The organism is Pseudoalteromonas sp. 78C3, from assembly GCF_002836695.1.
In the GTDB taxonomy this organism is placed as follows: Bacteria; Pseudomonadota; Gammaproteobacteria; order Enterobacterales; family Alteromonadaceae; genus Pseudoalteromonas; species Pseudoalteromonas arctica.
In genome coordinates, this window is record NZ_PJAV01000070.1 from 1 (window position 1) to 16,441 (window position 16,441).

The window sequence follows — 16,441 nt, forward strand, 5'->3', positions numbered from 1 at the left end:
GTGAAATACCTTTAGCTTTTATTTAATAAATTGTATAAAAGTAAGTTAAACGCATGATTCAAAATGGTTTAATAAAAAATCAAATAGTAAAAAACAAAAAAAACGCAATAAATTGCGCTTTTCTAATACAACAAAATAAATTGCTGTTAGTTTAATTAACCGCCTAGCAAACTAATCGCGGCTTGTGGCACTTGGTTTGCTTGCGATAAGATTGACGTGCCCGCCTGTTGTAAGATCTGATTTTTAGTCATATGCGCTGTCTCTACCGCGAAATCGGTATCTTGAATACGACTACGTGATGCAGATACATTTTCAGCAATATTAGCAAGGTTACTAATAGTATGACTAAAGCGGTTTTGTACCGCACCTAAACCTGCACGTTGAGAGTCAATATTAGCTATTGCGTTATCAATTACTGATAATGCATCCTGCGACCCTTTTTGGCTTGTAATGTCAATATCCGCTGCATTTTCTAAAGCACTTGTTACTTTAGTCGCAACCTCATCCACAGAAGTACTACCTGTTGTGCTAAAGGTATCTGATGAATTTAATTGGATAGCTCCAGCTATTCTGCCTGAGTCAGTTCCGCCTGTTGCAATAGTAACTGTATCACCAGCAAAACCATCATAGCCTTGGGGAATAATACCTAAGGTAGAACCCGTGCCGCCAGCAAAACCAACAATTTCAATATCTGCGCCACTGTTATCTGAAACAGACAGCACACCATTATCAATAGTAGCTGTAACACCATGCTCATCTGTTCTACTGTTAATAGCTTCAGCCATTGCTTGTTCATCACCTGTTGCAGTTCCTGTTGCTACAAATGATACTTTTTCGCCGTTCAACTCAAAACTAACAGACTCACCTGCTGTCGTTTGTGTGCCCGTAATATCTAAACGCGCTTCTGTTCTGGCTTGTGCTGAAACACCTGTAGCACCTGTCACTTGGTTTATTAAATCAGCAGCTTCTTCAGCACTAGCACCAGCTGGAATCGCAACAGTAGAGTCTTCTCTTCCAGAGATTGCTAAATTACCATATGCTATTGTACTTGCGGCAAGCGTACCGGTGCCTGTCTCATTTACTTGACCAAAACCATCTACAGTAGTTGCAGATTGCAGGTTAGTTTGATTTGCACCGATTTTTTCTGCTGCAACACTTGAAAGCGATACATTTATTGTTTCATTTGCGTTAGCGCCAACCTGAAATGTTTTACTACCGTAACTGCCATCTAATAATTGTTGTCCACCAAATGAGGTGGTATCGGCTATACGTGTCAATTCAACCTGTAAAGCTGATACTTCTTTTTGCAGCGCTTCACGATCTTCTGGTGAATTAGATCCGTTTGCTGATTGAAGTGCTAGTTCACGCATACGTTGTAAAATACTTGTTGATTCACTCATTGCACCTTCAGCTGTTTGCGCCATTGAAATACCATCATTAGCATTTCGCTGAGCAACGGCTAGGCCATTAATTTGCGATGTTAATCTGTTTGAAATTTGTAGACCTGCGGCATCATCTTTTGCGCTATTGATACGCATACCTGATGATAAACGCTCCATCGAAGTTGCTAAGCCTTCACCTGATTTATTAAGGTTACGTTGTGCGTTTAGTGACGACACATTAGTATTTACTGTTAATGCCATTTTACCATCTCCTAGGTTTAAACAGAGTGTGGTTCAACACGATTTAACAGGAACCACTGTTCGATAATTTCTTGTAATAAGAAAAGCATTTACTGTGCCAACTTTAATTTATTTTTAAGCTATTGTTTTTAAATGAAAATATATAATTTGTTGAATTGTAAATAAATAGTGAAGTTGTTTAGAAAGGAGTGACAATTTTTTGCCGCTTTAAAGTAGGTAAAGCGGCAAGGTATTTCTGCTTATAATCTGCTTATAAGTAATCGAATAACGAGAGGTTAGTTAAACGGCCAAAAGTAGCTTGCGATGCTTGCAGTGCCGTTTCTTGTTTAGTGAGTTCGCTAATAGCTTCTGCCATATCAACTTCAACTAAGTTAGAGCGATTACTTTTATTTTGAATATCGAGTGCTAAGTTTGAATCACTTACTCTTTCAAGTGCATTCATACGTCCGCCTAAACTTGCTTGGGTAAATACCACTTGCTCACTCGCGTTTTGTAATTGCACTAAGCCATCAGCAAGTACTTGCTGAAAGTCATCACCCTCAAGTGTGCCGTCATTTAAACCTGTAATAAGCGATTGCAAGGTATTAAGTACGTTTTCTTTGCCTGGTTTTTCAAGGCTAAAATCGAGTTGACCTGGTGCTGTGCCTTCAAATTCAATTTTCATACCTGCAAAATCGATAGGCTCATCAGTAACTTCACCTGTTACTGCGGGGGTTAATGCTGCGCCGTCTCGGTATATTTCGTAGGTTTGTGGGTCTGTTGCTGTAGCACCAGGGCTTACTAATACACTATATGTATTTGCAGTTGCTGGAGCTGTTGGGTCTGCGTTGTAATTTGCTTGATGAAACTTATCAAACTCAGCTTGGCCGTCAACATATACACTTGCCGCTGTAATGGAGCCTGAAACACTTGCCGTGTTAGATTCTACATTTAATCGCGCGTTAGTTTTTTCAAACGTATCAAAGCCGTTATCACTCGCCTTAATTGATACACCTTCAGCTATAGTTATTTGGTGCTGGCCTTGGTCGCCATTATAGGTGTACTCACCCGCTGCAGAATCAAACTGATATGGCTGCGTGCTGTCTTGATATCCTGAAAATATAAATTTACCGTCTTCTGATCGGGTGTTCATTAAGTTAGCTAACGTTTGTTGAATGCCACTAAGTTCTGATGCAATCGATTTTAAATCGTCTTTAGTGTACGCACCATTACCAGCCTGAATAGTGAGTTCTTGCGCTTGTTGAATATTACTATTTATGCTTTGTAATACGCTTTCTTCAGTTTCTAGGCGGCCATTTAGCTGATCGATATTTTTAGTGTATTGCTCATTAGTTTGTATTTTATTTGAATACAGCATAGCTTGCGAAATAGCAGCTGGCGCTTCTGAGGTGGTTAAATACTTTTCACCTGTTGTTACTCGCTCTTGAGCATTTGCAACACCTTGTTGGTTGTCGAGTATTTTATTTATGTTGTTTTGGTACATTAAATTATTTGATAAACGCATAATTACCTCGCCGCATTTAATAAGGTGTCAAAAATTTCTTGAGCTGCTGCTAAAACTTGTGCTGATGCTGAGTATGATTGTTGAAAACGCAGTAAATTTGCGGCCTCTTCATCAAGGTTTACACCCGATAACGACTCGTACCATGCCTCAGACTGCTCTGCTAATGCATTAAACGCACTACCGCTTGTGATTGCTTGGCCAGTTATAACACCTATATCACTCACTAATCCTGAATAAGCTTGGTTGAACGTTTTATGGTTGTCGGCCGTTGCTGTTGTTTCTACATTTAAACGGACTAACTCACCATTTTGTAAATCAGCTAATTTTAAACCATTACGGTTATCATCAAAGCCGCCTTCGTTAAACTCAAGTGTAAAGGTGTCGCCTGTTTCTGGTGTACCTTCTATATCAAAATCGAATCCGTAAGTATCGAATGGGGCACCCGCTTGCGATAACATTCCTTTTGCAGGAGGCGTAATAGTAAAAGTGCTCGTTCCGCTATTATCTGTAATTTGATATTCGTTAGCATTACCTGTTTTAACAAGCGTTATTTCACCGTTTGTTAAGCTTGGTGTTGAAGTAAATCCACCGGAGGTAACACTTGTTACTTCTCCCGCTGAAATAGTAGCGGTACCTATATTATTTAAATCGTTAGCAGTACGGATTGGCGATGCTAGTGCTAAATCTTCTGCGCGCCCTGTTGCAAGTGTAATACTTGAAGCGGCATCTGAATTAAGCTTTATTTGAAACTGATCACCCTCAACACCTGTCCCAGATACATTTACTTGAAGACCAAATGATTCGCCGGTTGTAATAGTCGATGAATCAATAACGCCTGTCGATATATCAGCAAGTGAAGGCTGTCCCAGCGGATCCCCTTTGTTATCTATAGGCTGAATACTTACTTCATTAGCATTGCCTGTATAGGTAATAATAAAGTCACTGGCAGGGAGTTCACTGCCCTTACCGGGCTCTACCGTTGCAGTCATACCGGCAGTACCCGTGTTAGCTTGATACGCATAAGCGCCAACGGTAGGAATATTAAAAATATTACCCCCTAGCTGACCTGTTGCATCCATACCCAATTTGTTTTGTTCGTTAAATGCATCGGCTATAGCTAAGCCCATTTGACCAATTTGGTTTTGCGCAGGGACTAATATGTCATCTCTAAAAGCAAGTAAGCCGCCAATTTTGCCTTTAAGCTTACTTACATCAACTTCAAGCGGCACTGCTTTGCCACCATTAACGTCAAGCGTGAATTCTTTAAAATTAGGATCGGGGTCGCCTGTCATCGAAAATAAGTTAAATGCACCATTTTGCATAACCACCGCTTCGCCTGTGCCCATAAAAACGAGTTTTTCGCCATTTGGACCATCAAGCGTTTCTATGTCTATTAGCTCTGATAAGTCGCGTATTGCTTTATCGCGTTCGTTATAGGTAGAGCTCGCATCTGCGGCGTTATTAGTGCCATTAACTGCTGCAATATTTTGATTTAGCGTGCTAATACTTTGAATTAGTGAGTTTGCTTCATCTGAAAATATTTCGAGCTGCTCGTTCACTACACTTTTTTGATCAAGCACGATGCCCGAAAGCCTATCCATTTGATCAATTAAGCTTTGCGCATCTGTCATTACTAATGAGCGGGCAACGGTAGATGACGGTTGATTTAGCGCTTCTTGCACGTTATTAAATAAAGAGTTAATTCCGGTCGAAAGGTTGTTCGACTCTTCAGAAAAAATAGTATCAACTCTATTTGCCTCAGTAATAAACTGATCGAAAAACGATTTATTAGAGGTGTCACGATTTAGCTGTGACTGAGCAAACTCGTTTAGTAATCGGTATGTTTCGCCTCGCCCTACTTGGTTATCAACCATAGTGGTAAATTCAGTACGCTCACGTACGTAGCCTACGGTATTTACATTGGCAATATTTTTACTTGTCGTTTGCAATAGCTCCGAGCTTGCTCTAACCCCAGAACTGGCAATGTTTAATAAATTAAACGACATGTTACTCTACTCCTTGGCGGATCACGTTTGCCGCAATGTCTTTTAGCTGACTGCTATTGAGCACTTTTTTTATTTTGCTGGCATAATTTGGATCGGTTGCATAACCTGCTTTTTGTAATGAATCTAAAAAGTCATTTGGTTTTGCTGTATTTTGTAATGCTTCTTTGTAGCGTGGGTTTTGCGTTAAAAAATCAACAAAGTCGTTCACGCTATCTTTAATTGAATCGTAGGCTCTAAAGCTGGCTTGTTTTTTAACGGGTGTGCCTTGCTCAAACTCAAGCGTTACTTTGCTTGCTTTATCGCCTTCCCAGCTTTTATCCGACTTAATATTAAATAAGTTATTTGAGCTGCCACCGTCACTTTTATTAATAATGTGTTTACCCCAACCGGTTTCAAGTGCCGCTTGTGCAACCATTACCGCTGGGTTTAAACCAATTTTTTGCGCTGCAGTTTTAGCGTGTTCCCACACTGAACTTACAAACTCTTCTGCATTTTTAAATGTTGGGCTATCGGTTTTAGACTCTGCAGTATCGACTTTAGGCTCAGCAATATCGGCTTTAGTACTCTTAACGATAAGATCGGGTTGCTTATTTTTTTGCTCATGAGGAAGAGCGGAACCGACTTGCGTATCGCTAAAAATATCGTTGGTTGTTCTAAGCACAGAGCCTGGCATAAAGTTTTTAGACTCAGGCGATAACTGCTGAACAATTAAATCGGCAAGGCCTAACGAGCCATTTGATGAAAGCTCTGTAGAAAGTTGCTGATCGTGCATTTCTTCAAAAAACTTTACGCCACTTGAATTAAATGGACTGTCTTTATCTTCAAATGCTTCGTTAGCTTTGCGCATTCCTTTGAGCAACATTTGCGTAAAAATAGCTTCAAATTGTGCGGCCGCTTTTTTGAGCGCAGCTTTGGAAGCATCAGTTGATGCATCGCCACTCGTTAAGGCTTCTTTACGAAGTGAATCTAAGTTGCCTAAATCAAAAAAGTTTTGTTTATCGAGGTGATTAGTTTCCATCGGCTTTTTGACACAAAATGAATAATGTAGTTAAAAATGCAAAAATTGAGCCACTACCGATAAAACAAGGAAGATAAAAATAATAATTTTAAGTTACTGTAAATAAAAGAGCTCTAGATCTTTGTTTAATAGATATAGAGCTTTGAGTGACACGTTACTTGCTTTAGTTTTTAAATAACGATCAACTGACCATTAATTGCGCCCGCTTCTTTTAGCGCTTCTAAAATAGCCATTAAGTCACCAGGCGCTGCGCCTACTTCGTTAATTGCGCGAACTAAATCGTCAAGACTTACCCCTGGGTTAAATACAAAAGCGCGCGAGTCGTCTTGGTTTACATCAATAATACTTTGCTGCGTGACAACTGTATCACCGTTTGCTAGCGGATTTGGCTGCACTACATTTTGCTGCTCAGCAATGGTGACTGTTAAACCGCCATGGGTCACTGCAGCAGGCTGTAGGGTTACATTTTTACCAATAACAATAGTACCTGTACGCGAGTTAACTATAATTTTAGCGGCCATGTCAGCTGGCTTAAATTCTAAGTTTTCGAGTGTTGATAAGTACGATACACGCTGGGATGCATCGCGTGGTGCTATGACACGAATAGAAACAGAATCAATTGCTTGTGCGCTATTTGGGCCGACTAAGTCATTAATTGTTTTTTCTAGGCGTTTTGCCGTTGTAAAGTCTGGGCGGTTTAAGTTGAAGGTAATGTAATCGCCTTGCATAAACGGGCTTTCTACGGTGCGTTCAACTGTTGCGCCATTGGGAATTCGTCCAACTGTAGGAGTATTAATTACGACTCTACTTCCATCAAGGCCCTCTACGCCTAGGCCTCCCACAATTAAACTACCTTGTGCAATTGCATACACGTTACCGTCTACACCCTTTAAAAAAGTTTGTAATAAAGTGCCACCACGTAAACTGCCTGCACTACCAATGGAAGAAACCGTAATATCTATTGTTTGCCCGGGCTTTCTAAATGCGGGTAATTCTGCATGCACAGCAACAGCGGCAACATTTTTAATTTTAGGACTTTGAGTTGAAGGTAGCGTAATACCAAAGCTGTTCAACATGCCTCTAAAACTTTGTTGTGTATATGAGTTTTGCTCGCCAGTGCCCGGCAAGCCAACCACTAAGCCATAACCAACTAATTGGTTAGAGCGTACGCCTTCAACCATAGACACATCTTTTATGCGCTCAGCACTGGCAGTAAACTGCCAACCTAATAACACAACTAAACATAAAGCTTTAAGGCTATTCATGTTGTTACCCTCTAAAATGGAAACAGCGAACTGCTAAAGAAACGTGTAAGCCAACCAGGACTTTGCGCTTCTTGCGTTTGCCCTTTACCTGAGTATTGAATACGTGCATTAGCAATACGATTTGATTCAACCGTATTATCGGCGCTTACGTCTTGAGGGCGTACTAGCCCTTCTAAACGAATAAACTCTTCGCCGGTATTAAGCGTTAGCCATTTTTCGCCGCGTATAACTAAATTACCGTTAGGTAAAACGCGCATTACATTAACCGAAATATCGCCCACTAAGCTGTTTGATTGGTTTGATTTTGAATCGCCTGTAAACGACGAATCACTACCAATACCAAACTGAATACTATCGCCACCTATATTTACAGGTAGACCACCTAATCCAATAACGGGGTCTAAGCTTGCGTCGGTTTCTTTGTCTGTTTCTGTTTTAGCGGCTTTTGTTGCTTGAGTAGACTCTTGCAATTTAACCGTAATTATATCGCCAGTACGTAGCGCTTTTTTATCAGAATATAAGTCGTTTGATGTATGAGTATTAAACAATGAACCTGTGGCTACCAGCGGCTCTAAAATAGGCTCGGGGTACATAGGTGCGTAGTAAGGGTCGTCCTGCACTACTTCACTATTTTGCGTAGACATACAGCCACTTAAAAATAATGTGCCCGCTGTAAATAAAATAATATTACGCATAATTCCCCCTACTCTATTAAAGCTGTTGATTGATATAACTCATCATTTCGTCAACGGCCGAAATTACTTTTGAGTTCATTTCGTAAATACGCTGAGTTTCTATTAGATTTACTAGCTCTTCAGTTACATTTACGTTTGAAGTTTCGAGTGAGCCTTGAATAATGCTACCTAACCCTTCAACACCCGGGTTACCTTGTACCGGCGCACCACTTACAGCGGTTTCGGTATAAAGATTTTGACCGATTGGCTCAAGACCCGACGGATTAATAAAGTCACTAATAGTCAGCTGACCAATGACCACGTTATCGGCTTGACCTGCAACACGCACAGATACTTCGCCGTCTTGCGAAACCGTAATTGATTGCGCATCATCAGGTACATTCATTTCTGGCTGAATAACATAACCAGCGCCCGATGTTACAATTCGGCCATCGCCATCAGTAGTAAACTGACCGTTGCGCGAGTAAGCAATATTGCCATCTGGTTGCAGTACTTCAAAAAAACCTTCACCAGAAATCATCCAATCTAGTGAGTTTTCGGTGGTCAACATGTTGCCTTGCGTAAACTCTTTTTGGTTAGCTACAACTTTAGCACCCGCACCTAGCATTAGGCCCGATGGCATTTCGGTATCTTGCGATGAACGACCACCTGGTTGATTAATATTTTGATAAAGTAAATCTTCAAATATAGCGCGGCTTTTTTTGTAACCTACAGTACTCGCATTCGCTAAGTTATTTGAGATAACCGATATATCGGTTTGTTGAGCGTCTAGCCCAGTTTTACTGATCCACAATGCTGGATTCATAATCGTGTCCTCATTTTAAAGTTAAACTATGCGTAATAACTGATCTTGACGCTCGTCAATTTCTTCAGCTGTTTTCATTAATTTCACTTGTAATTCAAATTGGCGCTGGTGGCTTATCATGTCGACCATTTCGTGAACAGGGTTCACATTTGACATTTCAAGCGAACCACTTAAAACTTTTACATTGGCAGAGGTATCTACTGTTACATTTGCTTTTGGTCTAAATAAACCATCGTTACCTTTTTCGAGCTGTGAGCTATTTGCTTCTACCACTCTAAGCGTGTCTATTTCTTCTAAAAAGTTAGCGGGAGCGCCTTGCGGTCGAACTTGAATAGCGCCATCTTGGCTAAACCCTATTTTTTCGACTGGAACGGGTAAAATAACAGGTCCCCCTTCGCCAATAACTTGACGACCGTGGCTGGTTACGAGCATGCCTTGAGCAGTAATGTTTAACGTACCCACTTTTGTATAAGCTTCATTACCGGAGGCATCTTGCACTGCAAGCCATGCGTTATCGCTCATCGCGATATCTAAGTCTCGCCCGGTTTGAACAATGCCCCCCGATACCATGTTTGAACCCGGACGCTCTTGCATTGAAAATACACGTGTAGGCAAACCTTCGCCAAACGCTTGCATAGAACGTGCTTGCGCAAAGTCAGCTTTAAAACCCGTTGTATTTGCATTTGCCAAATTATTGGCTTTTAAAGCAAGCCCTTGTAGGCTTTGCTTAGCGCCAGAGGCCGCAATGTAGACCATTTTGTCCATAGTATCGACTCACATAAAAAATCTCTGAACTTACAAATGCAAAATAGATGCCAGATTAAATTTGACGCAACATTGAGAGGTATTTAGAAGGGCTTGCAAAGAGGACTTATAAAAAAGGCTGCAAAAATGCAGCCTAATATATTTAATGGGGTTTAGCTTATCGAATCTGCAAAATACTTTGCTGAATAGTTGAGTTAACTTCAAGCGCACGTGAGTTTGCTTGGTAATTACGCTGTGCAGTAATTAAGTCTACTAGTTCATTAGTAAGGTTTGTATTTGATTGCTCAAGCGCTGATGAGTTAATTCCACCAAATGTACCCGAACCAGCTTCACCCGCTACAGGTTCACCTGAATCAATACTTTGCTTCCAGCTTGTATCACCCACTTGTGATAACCCTTGTGAATTTGGAAAACGTACCATAGCCACTTGGCCTAAAAATGTTGAGTCACCATTACTGTAAGAAGCGACAATTTTACCGTCTGTGCCTATATCAATTCCGGCTAAACGGCCTACCGTTGAACCATCTTGATCGAGTGCTTTTACTTCAAAACCACTTGAATACTGAGTTGGGATACGTCCTGCCGTGTTATTTTCGTCGCGCCAGTTAAGCTCAATACCAGTACCTGGGAAAGTTGCACCATTGTCTAGTAATGTTGATAAACCAGCACCAGAACCCGCTGGCAGTAGTATTTCATCAAAAGTGGTTGTATTTGTATTTGCCACACCACCTGTTGTTGATGGTAAACCACTTGAGTTAAAACCTAGGGTAGTTAGTGGTGTATAAGGTGTCGTTGTTTGTTCTCCACCAGTTGTGCCATCAACTACTTTGCCATCGAGTGTTGCGTATACTTCCCAACTGTTATCTGTACCACCTGCTGCGGCATCATCTTCTTTAGCAAAAAAGTATTGTAAAATATGTGGTTCACCTAGTGAATCATATACCGTTGTTGACGTAGATGAGTTATAAGTACCACTAGAAGCAGGGTCAAAATCTAGACCTGTTGGATCCGCCGTTGCATCTAAGTTAAACGACAAAAATACATTTTCTGTTGCGCGAGGTGAACCAGACGAATCAGGGATTTGAATTGGATCAGTTGTGCTCAAACTTACCGACGTTGTATCACCTGTAGATGAATCAACTGGGAATGCTTGTAAAAAGTTACCTTTTGCGTCAACCATAAAGTTATCTTGGTTAAGCTTAAATGCACCTGCACGTGTATATGTTAAATCTTGCGAAGATAAATCGTCGGTCATCGCAAAATAACCTTCACCAGTGATTGCTAAATCAAGTGAGTTATTTGTAAATTGTAGTGAGCCTTGATGAAACTGCTGCGCAACCATGGTTGTTTGCACACCGTCACCATTTTTAGTCTTACCAGAGCTAAATACTGATGAAGCGTAAACATCGGCAAACTCAGCGCGTGACTCTTTAAAACCTGTGGTATTAACGTTTGCAATATTATTTGCCGTTACGTCTAAATCTTTTTGCGCGGCAGCAAGGCCGGTTAATGCAATATTGAAGCTCATAATTCACCTCTAACCTGTTAGTCTGTGGCCTGCTAGCAGGCGAAAAATACTAAAATTCATTACGCGATTTCTGCTACATCTGTCAGCCTAACCGCACCTTCTTTAGTGTTAATAATAATGCCACTTGAGCCATTAATATTAACGCTTTCAATGTTCTTGAATGTAGCAATGGGCAAGCTTGAAAATTCGCCGTCAGTACTTCCTTCGGCGGTTACTGAGTATTCACCTTCAGGTAAACGCTCACCGGCTTCATTTTTGCCATCCCACGCAAAACGTACTGCACCTGCTGATTGAGAACCCATATCAATAGTTCTTACTAGCTGACCTGATGCATCTGTCACTTTAATTTTTAAGTTATCAACGGCTTCTTCTGCCACTGCAGAGCCTCTGGCATCACCCGTTTCATTTAAATCCAGGGTGTTTGACTCAAGTAAAGCTTGCTTGCCAACAAGTGTTGATGCTTGCAATGCTGAATTTGATGTCATAGAAGACGCTAAGCTATCAAAATTTGAATTTAAATCGCTGATGCCTTGCGCCATTGTGAAACTAGTCATTTGAGCAATCATTTGATCGTTATCCGCAGGGTTACTGGGATCTTGAAACGATAATTGCTGAGTTAACAAAGAGAAAAAGTCTTCTTGTGTTAACGCATCACTCTCATTATCACTGGTCGCTACTTGCGATTCTTGCCAGCGTATAGAGTCTAAATAGGATGAAGATGTACTAATATCGTTACTCATAACCTACCCTCGGTTACCGCTGCCCTAGCAACAGTGTTTTACTTAGCATTTGCTTTGCTGCATCAGCAACTTGCACGTTTGTTTGGTAAGAACGAGAGGCAGAAATCATATTTGCCATCTCCTCTACAACATTGACGTTGGGTTTATAGATATAGCCATTTTCATCCGCACTTGGATGGTTTGGGTTATATTCAATTTGTAATGGTGCATTACTTTCAACAATGCCCAAAACTTTCACACCAACTGCGGAGCCCTGTTGGTTACTTACTGATGCTGAAGCCTTTGTTAGTTCAGCCGCAAATACAGGTTGGCGCGCTCGGTACGTTTTGTCTTGAGATGAACTAATGGTATTAGCATTAGAAATATTACTAGCTGTAGTATTTAAGCGAACGTTTTGTGCGCTCATACCCGAACCTGCAATATCGAAAACATTATATAAACTCATAATTTTTATCCTTGACTACCGAGAGCTTTATTCAGGCCTTTAAATTTGCCGCTTAAAAATTGCAAGCTGGCCTGATACTCCATAGCATTCTGTGTATACAAGTTTCGTTCCACTTGTATATCAACCGAGTTACCATCACCTGTATCTGATTGATTTGGCAAACGAAATGATTCTGAACTTCCCATACTATCAGTACCTCCACCAATGTGTTTATCATTAGTTCTTACCATAGTATTGCCGCTTTGCTGGGTTGACCTTGCCGCTTTTAATGCAGAGGCAAAATCAATATCTTTTGCTTTATAGCCAGGCGTATCAGCGTTAGCTATATTAGTTGCAATTAATTCAGCTCGCTGTGAACGGATCAACATGGCTTGCGGATGCACACCTAATGCTTTATCAAAACTGATAGCCATAACCTTCTCCAAAAAATTGACTTACCCATGAATAAAGCAAAAAATAAGCCATTAATATTAGGAAGTGTTATATTTTTATAAGACTATGTATCTAAATAGAAAAACGACGCTTGGTGCGTCGTTTTAGGGAAATGAATTAGCTTAATTATTTCTTTTGGTAAATGATACCGGGGTTGCATCTAACCATATCAAATTCAGTACTTAGGCCAGTTAGGGACTCTGACGCTCCTAAAAATAAGTACCCTTTTGGGTTTAATGCTTGTGCAAACTGATTAATAATTTTAGCTTTTATTTCAGGCGCAAAGTAAATAAGTACATTACGGCAAAAAATAATATCAAATTTGCCCATTAACGCGTAAGAATCAAGCAAATTCAGGTGCCTAAAACTAACTTGTTTTTTTATTGTATCGTTTACTTGTGCCATACCATTGCCGCTGTCTTTAAAAAACTTTTTACGACGCTCTGCAGATAACCCTCTGGCAAGTGCAAGCGCGTCATATTCTGCATTTTTACACATATCAAGCATGGTATTAGATATGTCGGTACCAATAATTTGTGCACCCATACGAAGCACACCAGGTTGCTTAGTATTAAATTCAGCTACTGACATAGCTATTGAATAGGGTTCTTGTCCTGATGAGCTGGCAGCAGACCAAATTTTTAAAGGCCTTCTTAAGTCTTTAAACTCAGGGAAGAGCTTGTTTTGGAGCAACTCAAACGGGTATTGATCTCTAAACCACAACGTTTCGTTTGTGGTCATTGCATCAACCACTGCGGCTCTTAATTGCCGCTCGTGAGGCCCGAGAGTTTTACTAACCAACTCCGATAAAGATCCCACATTAAATCGAGTCATTAACGGAGCAAGTCGGCTTTTAACTAAATACTGTTTGTTTTCACCTAAAACAATGCCGCATTGCTGCTCTAAAAACGAACGAAACTGGTCGTATTCACTTTGCTGCAAATCTTTATTATTCAAGTTAGTAGCACCTATTTTTGTTAATCACAATGAACCCACTTTTTAACCGCTGTTGCTAATTCGTCTGGGTTAAATTTAGCAATAAAGTCATCTGCCCCGACTTTTTCAATCATAGCCTGGTTAAAAACACCACTCAGAGAGGTATGCAAAATAACATGCAAAGGTGCAAGTTTGGGATCTGCTTTTATTTCAGCTGTTAAGGTATAGCCGTCCATTTCTGGCATTTCAACGTCTGAGATAAGTAACGCTACTCGCTCAGTAATATCGTTTTTACAATCAAGCTCTGCTATTTCTTTTAATCTTATAAGTGCTTCTTTACCATTTTTGGCAAGCTCTGTTTGCACACCTAAAGGCTCTAGGGCACGTTTAACTTGATTACGCGCAACAGCAGAGTCGTCTGCAATAAATACGATACGTTCGCCTAAATCTTTTTGAATATCGCCACTTTGTGCAACTTCAGCACTTACTTCTGTGTTTACTGGGCAAATTTCGTTGAGAATTTTTTCTACATCGAGAATTTCGACTAATTCATTTTCGATTTCGGTCACTGCTGTTAAATATGAATAACGTCCGGCACCTGATGGCGGTGGCATTATTTTTTCCCAATTCATATTTACAATACGTTCAACTCCGCCCACTAAAAACCCTTGCACAGAGCGATTGTATTCAGCAATAATTATGAAGCTGTCTTTAATGTTGTCGATTGGGCGCCCACCTACAGCCATTGATAAATCAATTACTGAAATAGTTTGACCACGAATATGTGCAACACCACGAATATACGGATTAGATTTTGGCATGCTTGTTAGTGGAGGGCATTGCAGCACTTCTCTCACTTTAAATACATTAATACCAAAACGCTGACGCCCTCTGAGCTTAAATAAAAGTAATTCTAGGCGGTTCTGCCCAACCAACTGTGTGCGTTGGTTTACTGAGTCTAAAATGCCTGCCATTCAAATCTCCTAAAGAAAACAAATAATACGGAACGATAATTGCTTTCTATTTATAAAGCTACATAACATCGCGGGTGCGTCTACTTTTTGACGCAAAATATTTATACCCTGTTTGAAACCATAAGCATAGTCGAAACATTATGAGTTTGTTAAAAAAAATCAGAAGATACAGTGTTTTTTATTTTGTTACTAGCTTGTGCTTTGTATTCCCTTTGCAAGCTAAAGTGTTTAGTAAAGATTTATTACAGGACATGGCCGTTGCTTATATAGCTAAGCAGATTGGTACATTGCAAAATACTAATATTCAATTAAGTGCACTGCCTTTAGATAGTCGCATTCCTGATCGTGTCTGTAATACTGAGCTTGAATTATCAACATCCGATGAGCCACCATTTAACCGCCAAGTAACCCTACAAGCCAAGTGCAATGATGCGCAAACGTGGGCTCAATATGTTCATGTAAGAGTTGTTGAAATGGCTCCAGTTGTTGTTGCTACTGCTAATTTAACCCGCGGTGAAGTAATAACTAAATCGCATTTAAGTATTGAAATGAAACCAACTCACTTTGTACGAATACAGTACTTAGATGACCCCACAATGCTAATAGGCAGCAGAAGTAAACGAAATATTAGAAGTGGTATGCCAGTATTACTAAACCAAATTTGTATGGTGTGTAAAGGTGACTCTGTTAATATTTACGCTAACCTTAGAGGCCTTAGAATTAAAACCACAGGTATTGCTTTAGAAGACGGTACTTTGGGCGAACAGATACAAATAAAAAACAAAAAGTCAGGTAAAGTTTTAAATGCGAGAGTAGATGGTGTAGAGTCTGTTCAGGTGAATATTTAATTTAGATTTATACTAAAGTATCCTGCGTATATGCCGATAACATGGCATAAGTTGGGTAATATACGGGTTTATTATTATGGTTAATCAAGTTAATGGCAGTAATCAACAAGCTAATGCGTTAACAAATGCAAAGCAACAACAAGTTGATTTAAAAAAAGATAACGCAAATACACAAGCGACGCAGACACCTTCGCCTAAAGCAGCAAGTGACTCTGTAAGCTTGACGCCGCAAGCGCAGCAATTAAAAACGCTTCAAGATAAAGCACAGCAATCGTCTGGCTTTGATAGCGATAAAGTTGCTGAGCTTAAAAAAGCAATAACCGAAGGTAAATATCAAGTGGACAGTGAAAAGCTTGCTAAAAACTTAGCTGATTTTGAGTTTAACGTGTATGGCTGATCATAATAGTTTAATTAGCGTAAAACTAAACCAACAAGTAAGTTGTTTAGATTCTTTGCATACGCTATTAAACGACGAGCTTACTGCTATTGCTTCACGACGTGGTGCTGGTTTAAAAGAAATTACCCAACAAAAAATGTCTTTTTTAACTAAGCTAAGCACTCTAGATAAAGAGCTAAGTAAGCTAATTGCCAGTAACGATACACAAAATCCTGAAATATCTGAGCTAATAAGCCAAGTTAAAACTCAACTTGCGCAATGCCAAAAACAAAATAATGTTAATGCTCATGCTGCCCGTCAAGCGCAACTTAGTGTTAAACAATTAAAAGAGATATTAATTGGCGCACCAACGTCAATGACCTACGACCAAGCCGGTAAGTCTGTAAATACCGAGAGTAAACTGGTTCGTAATTTAAAAGCGTAAGCCCAAAATTTTACAT

The 16,441-nt window shown here is 40.0% G+C and carries 17 protein-coding genes; 3 read left to right on the forward strand and 14 right to left on the reverse strand.

All coding sequences use genetic code 11. The features are described from left to right. Positions 1 to 155: 155 nt before the first annotated feature. The 14 genes from CXF76_RS00925 to CXF76_RS00990 all read right to left on the reverse strand — a co-directional run bounded on the left by CXF76_RS00925 (position 156) and on the right by CXF76_RS00990 (position 14,756). The gene (locus CXF76_RS00925) at positions 156 to 1,643 is read right to left on the reverse strand and encodes a flagellin (RefSeq protein ID WP_101162834.1); all 1,488 of its coding nucleotides are present in this window, start codon (positions 1,641 to 1,643) and stop codon (positions 156 to 158) included. A gap of 250 nt (positions 1,644 to 1,893) precedes the next feature. After that, positions 1,894 to 3,147, reverse strand: a complete 1,254-nt coding sequence (flgL, locus tag CXF76_RS00930) for a flagellar hook-associated protein FlgL (RefSeq protein WP_101162835.1) — start codon at positions 3,145 to 3,147, stop codon at positions 1,894 to 1,896. Between the two features lie 2 nt (positions 3,148 to 3,149). Beyond that, complete coding sequence (flgK, locus tag CXF76_RS00935) at positions 3,150 to 5,153, reverse strand: flagellar hook-associated protein FlgK (protein WP_101162837.1); 2,004 nt, start codon at positions 5,151 to 5,153, stop codon at positions 3,150 to 3,152. A gap of 1 nt (position 5,154) precedes the next feature. Beyond that, a complete protein-coding gene (flgJ, locus tag CXF76_RS00940) occupies positions 5,155 to 6,171 on the reverse strand; it encodes a flagellar assembly peptidoglycan hydrolase FlgJ (RefSeq protein WP_024589962.1) in 1,017 nt (338 codons plus the stop codon). Positions 6,172 to 6,341: 170 nt separating this feature from the next. Beyond that, complete coding sequence (locus CXF76_RS00945) at positions 6,342 to 7,436, reverse strand: flagellar basal body P-ring protein FlgI (protein WP_024589963.1); 1,095 nt, start codon at positions 7,434 to 7,436, stop codon at positions 6,342 to 6,344. An 11-nt stretch (positions 7,437 to 7,447) separates the two neighbouring features. Next, positions 7,448 to 8,131, reverse strand: a complete 684-nt coding sequence (gene flgH / locus CXF76_RS00950; RefSeq protein WP_010553251.1) for a flagellar basal body L-ring protein FlgH — start codon at positions 8,129 to 8,131, stop codon at positions 7,448 to 7,450. A gap of 16 nt (positions 8,132 to 8,147) precedes the next feature. Next, on the reverse strand, positions 8,148 to 8,936 hold the full coding sequence (gene flgG / locus CXF76_RS00955) for a flagellar basal-body rod protein FlgG (protein WP_002959420.1): 789 nt from the start codon (positions 8,934 to 8,936) through the stop codon (positions 8,148 to 8,150). A gap of 21 nt (positions 8,937 to 8,957) precedes the next feature. Further along, positions 8,958 to 9,701, reverse strand: coding sequence for a flagellar basal body rod protein FlgF (locus CXF76_RS00960; protein ID WP_024589964.1), 744 nt, complete (start codon positions 9,699 to 9,701; stop codon positions 8,958 to 8,960). Between the two features lie 157 nt (positions 9,702 to 9,858). Further along, a complete protein-coding gene (flgE, locus tag CXF76_RS00965; RefSeq protein WP_024589965.1) occupies positions 9,859 to 11,229 on the reverse strand; it encodes a flagellar hook protein FlgE in 1,371 nt (456 codons plus the stop codon). 59 nt (positions 11,230 to 11,288) lie between these two features. After that, positions 11,289 to 11,969 carry a flagellar hook assembly protein FlgD gene (locus tag CXF76_RS00970; RefSeq protein WP_007581861.1) on the reverse strand — a complete coding sequence of 227 codons (681 nt, stop codon included), beginning with the start codon at positions 11,967 to 11,969 and terminating at the stop codon, positions 11,289 to 11,291. 13 nt (positions 11,970 to 11,982) lie between these two features. Then, positions 11,983 to 12,414, reverse strand: coding sequence for a flagellar basal body rod protein FlgC (flgC, locus tag CXF76_RS00975; RefSeq protein ID WP_007581860.1), 432 nt, complete (start codon positions 12,412 to 12,414; stop codon positions 11,983 to 11,985). Positions 12,415 to 12,419: 5 nt separating this feature from the next. Then, entirely contained in the window at positions 12,420 to 12,827 is a 408-nt protein-coding gene (flgB, locus tag CXF76_RS00980; RefSeq protein WP_101162839.1) for a flagellar basal body rod protein FlgB, read from the reverse strand. A gap of 145 nt (positions 12,828 to 12,972) precedes the next feature. Next, positions 12,973 to 13,803: a CheR family methyltransferase gene (locus tag CXF76_RS00985; protein ID WP_007581859.1), complete on the reverse strand. Its 831-nt coding sequence runs from the start codon at positions 13,801 to 13,803 to the stop codon at positions 12,973 to 12,975. Between the two features lie 20 nt (positions 13,804 to 13,823). Continuing rightward, positions 13,824 to 14,756, reverse strand: coding sequence for a chemotaxis protein CheV (locus CXF76_RS00990; protein ID WP_007581858.1), 933 nt, complete (start codon positions 14,754 to 14,756; stop codon positions 13,824 to 13,826). A 140-nt stretch (positions 14,757 to 14,896) separates the two neighbouring features. On the opposite strand from CXF76_RS00990, the gene flgA reads away from it, so the two are divergent. The 3 genes from flgA to flgN all read left to right on the forward strand — a co-directional run bounded on the left by flgA (position 14,897) and on the right by flgN (position 16,425). After that, on the forward strand, positions 14,897 to 15,604 hold the full coding sequence (gene flgA, locus CXF76_RS00995) for a flagellar basal body P-ring formation chaperone FlgA (RefSeq protein ID WP_024589966.1): 708 nt from the start codon (positions 14,897 to 14,899) through the stop codon (positions 15,602 to 15,604). Between the two features lie 76 nt (positions 15,605 to 15,680). Next, positions 15,681 to 16,001 carry a flagellar biosynthesis anti-sigma factor FlgM gene (flgM, locus tag CXF76_RS01000; protein WP_007581856.1) on the forward strand — a complete coding sequence of 107 codons (321 nt, stop codon included), beginning with the start codon at positions 15,681 to 15,683 and terminating at the stop codon, positions 15,999 to 16,001. Continuing rightward, the gene (gene flgN, locus CXF76_RS01005; RefSeq protein ID WP_024589967.1) at positions 15,994 to 16,425 is read left to right on the forward strand and encodes a flagellar protein FlgN; all 432 of its coding nucleotides are present in this window, start codon (positions 15,994 to 15,996) and stop codon (positions 16,423 to 16,425) included. Before flgM ends, flgN begins: the two co-directional genes overlap by 8 nt. The last annotated feature ends 16 nt before the right edge of the window (positions 16,426 to 16,441 follow it).

Bases quoted from the DNA above. Each gene is read 5' to 3' on its own strand.
- flgE (WP_024589965.1), bottom strand. From the start codon at position 11,229: ATGAGCTTCAATATTGCATTAACCGGCCTTGCTGCCGCGCAAAAAGAT.
- CXF76_RS00970 (WP_007581861.1), bottom strand. From the start codon at position 11,969: ATGAGTAACGATATTAGTACATCTTCATCCTATTTAGACTCTATACGC.
- flgN (WP_024589967.1), top strand. From the start codon at position 15,994: ATGGCTGATCATAATAGTTTAATTAGCGTAAAACTAAACCAACAAGTA.
- flgB (WP_101162839.1), bottom strand. From the start codon at position 12,827: ATGGCTATCAGTTTTGATAAAGCATTAGGTGTGCATCCGCAAGCCATG.
- flgH (WP_010553251.1), bottom strand. From the start codon at position 8,131: ATGCGTAATATTATTTTATTTACAGCGGGCACATTATTTTTAAGTGGC.
- CXF76_RS00990 (WP_007581858.1), bottom strand. From the start codon at position 14,756: ATGGCAGGCATTTTAGACTCAGTAAACCAACGCACACAGTTGGTTGGG.
- CXF76_RS00960 (WP_024589964.1), bottom strand. From the start codon at position 9,701: ATGGACAAAATGGTCTACATTGCGGCCTCTGGCGCTAAGCAAAGCCTA.
- CXF76_RS00945 (WP_024589963.1), bottom strand. From the start codon at position 7,436: ATGAATAGCCTTAAAGCTTTATGTTTAGTTGTGTTATTAGGTTGGCAG.
- flgL (WP_101162835.1), bottom strand. From the start codon at position 3,147: ATGCGTTTATCAAATAATTTAATGTACCAAAACAACATAAATAAAATA.
- CXF76_RS00925 (WP_101162834.1), bottom strand. From the start codon at position 1,643: ATGGCATTAACAGTAAATACTAATGTGTCGTCACTAAACGCACAACGT.
- flgG (WP_002959420.1), bottom strand. From the start codon at position 8,936: ATGAATCCAGCATTGTGGATCAGTAAAACTGGGCTAGACGCTCAACAA.
- flgJ (WP_024589962.1), bottom strand. From the start codon at position 6,171: ATGGAAACTAATCACCTCGATAAACAAAACTTTTTTGATTTAGGCAAC.
- flgC (WP_007581860.1), bottom strand. From the start codon at position 12,414: ATGAGTTTATATAATGTTTTCGATATTGCAGGTTCGGGTATGAGCGCA.
- flgA (WP_024589966.1), top strand. From the start codon at position 14,897: ATGAGTTTGTTAAAAAAAATCAGAAGATACAGTGTTTTTTATTTTGTT.
- flgM (WP_007581856.1), top strand. From the start codon at position 15,681: ATGGTTAATCAAGTTAATGGCAGTAATCAACAAGCTAATGCGTTAACA.
- flgK (WP_101162837.1), bottom strand. From the start codon at position 5,153: ATGTCGTTTAATTTATTAAACATTGCCAGTTCTGGGGTTAGAGCAAGC.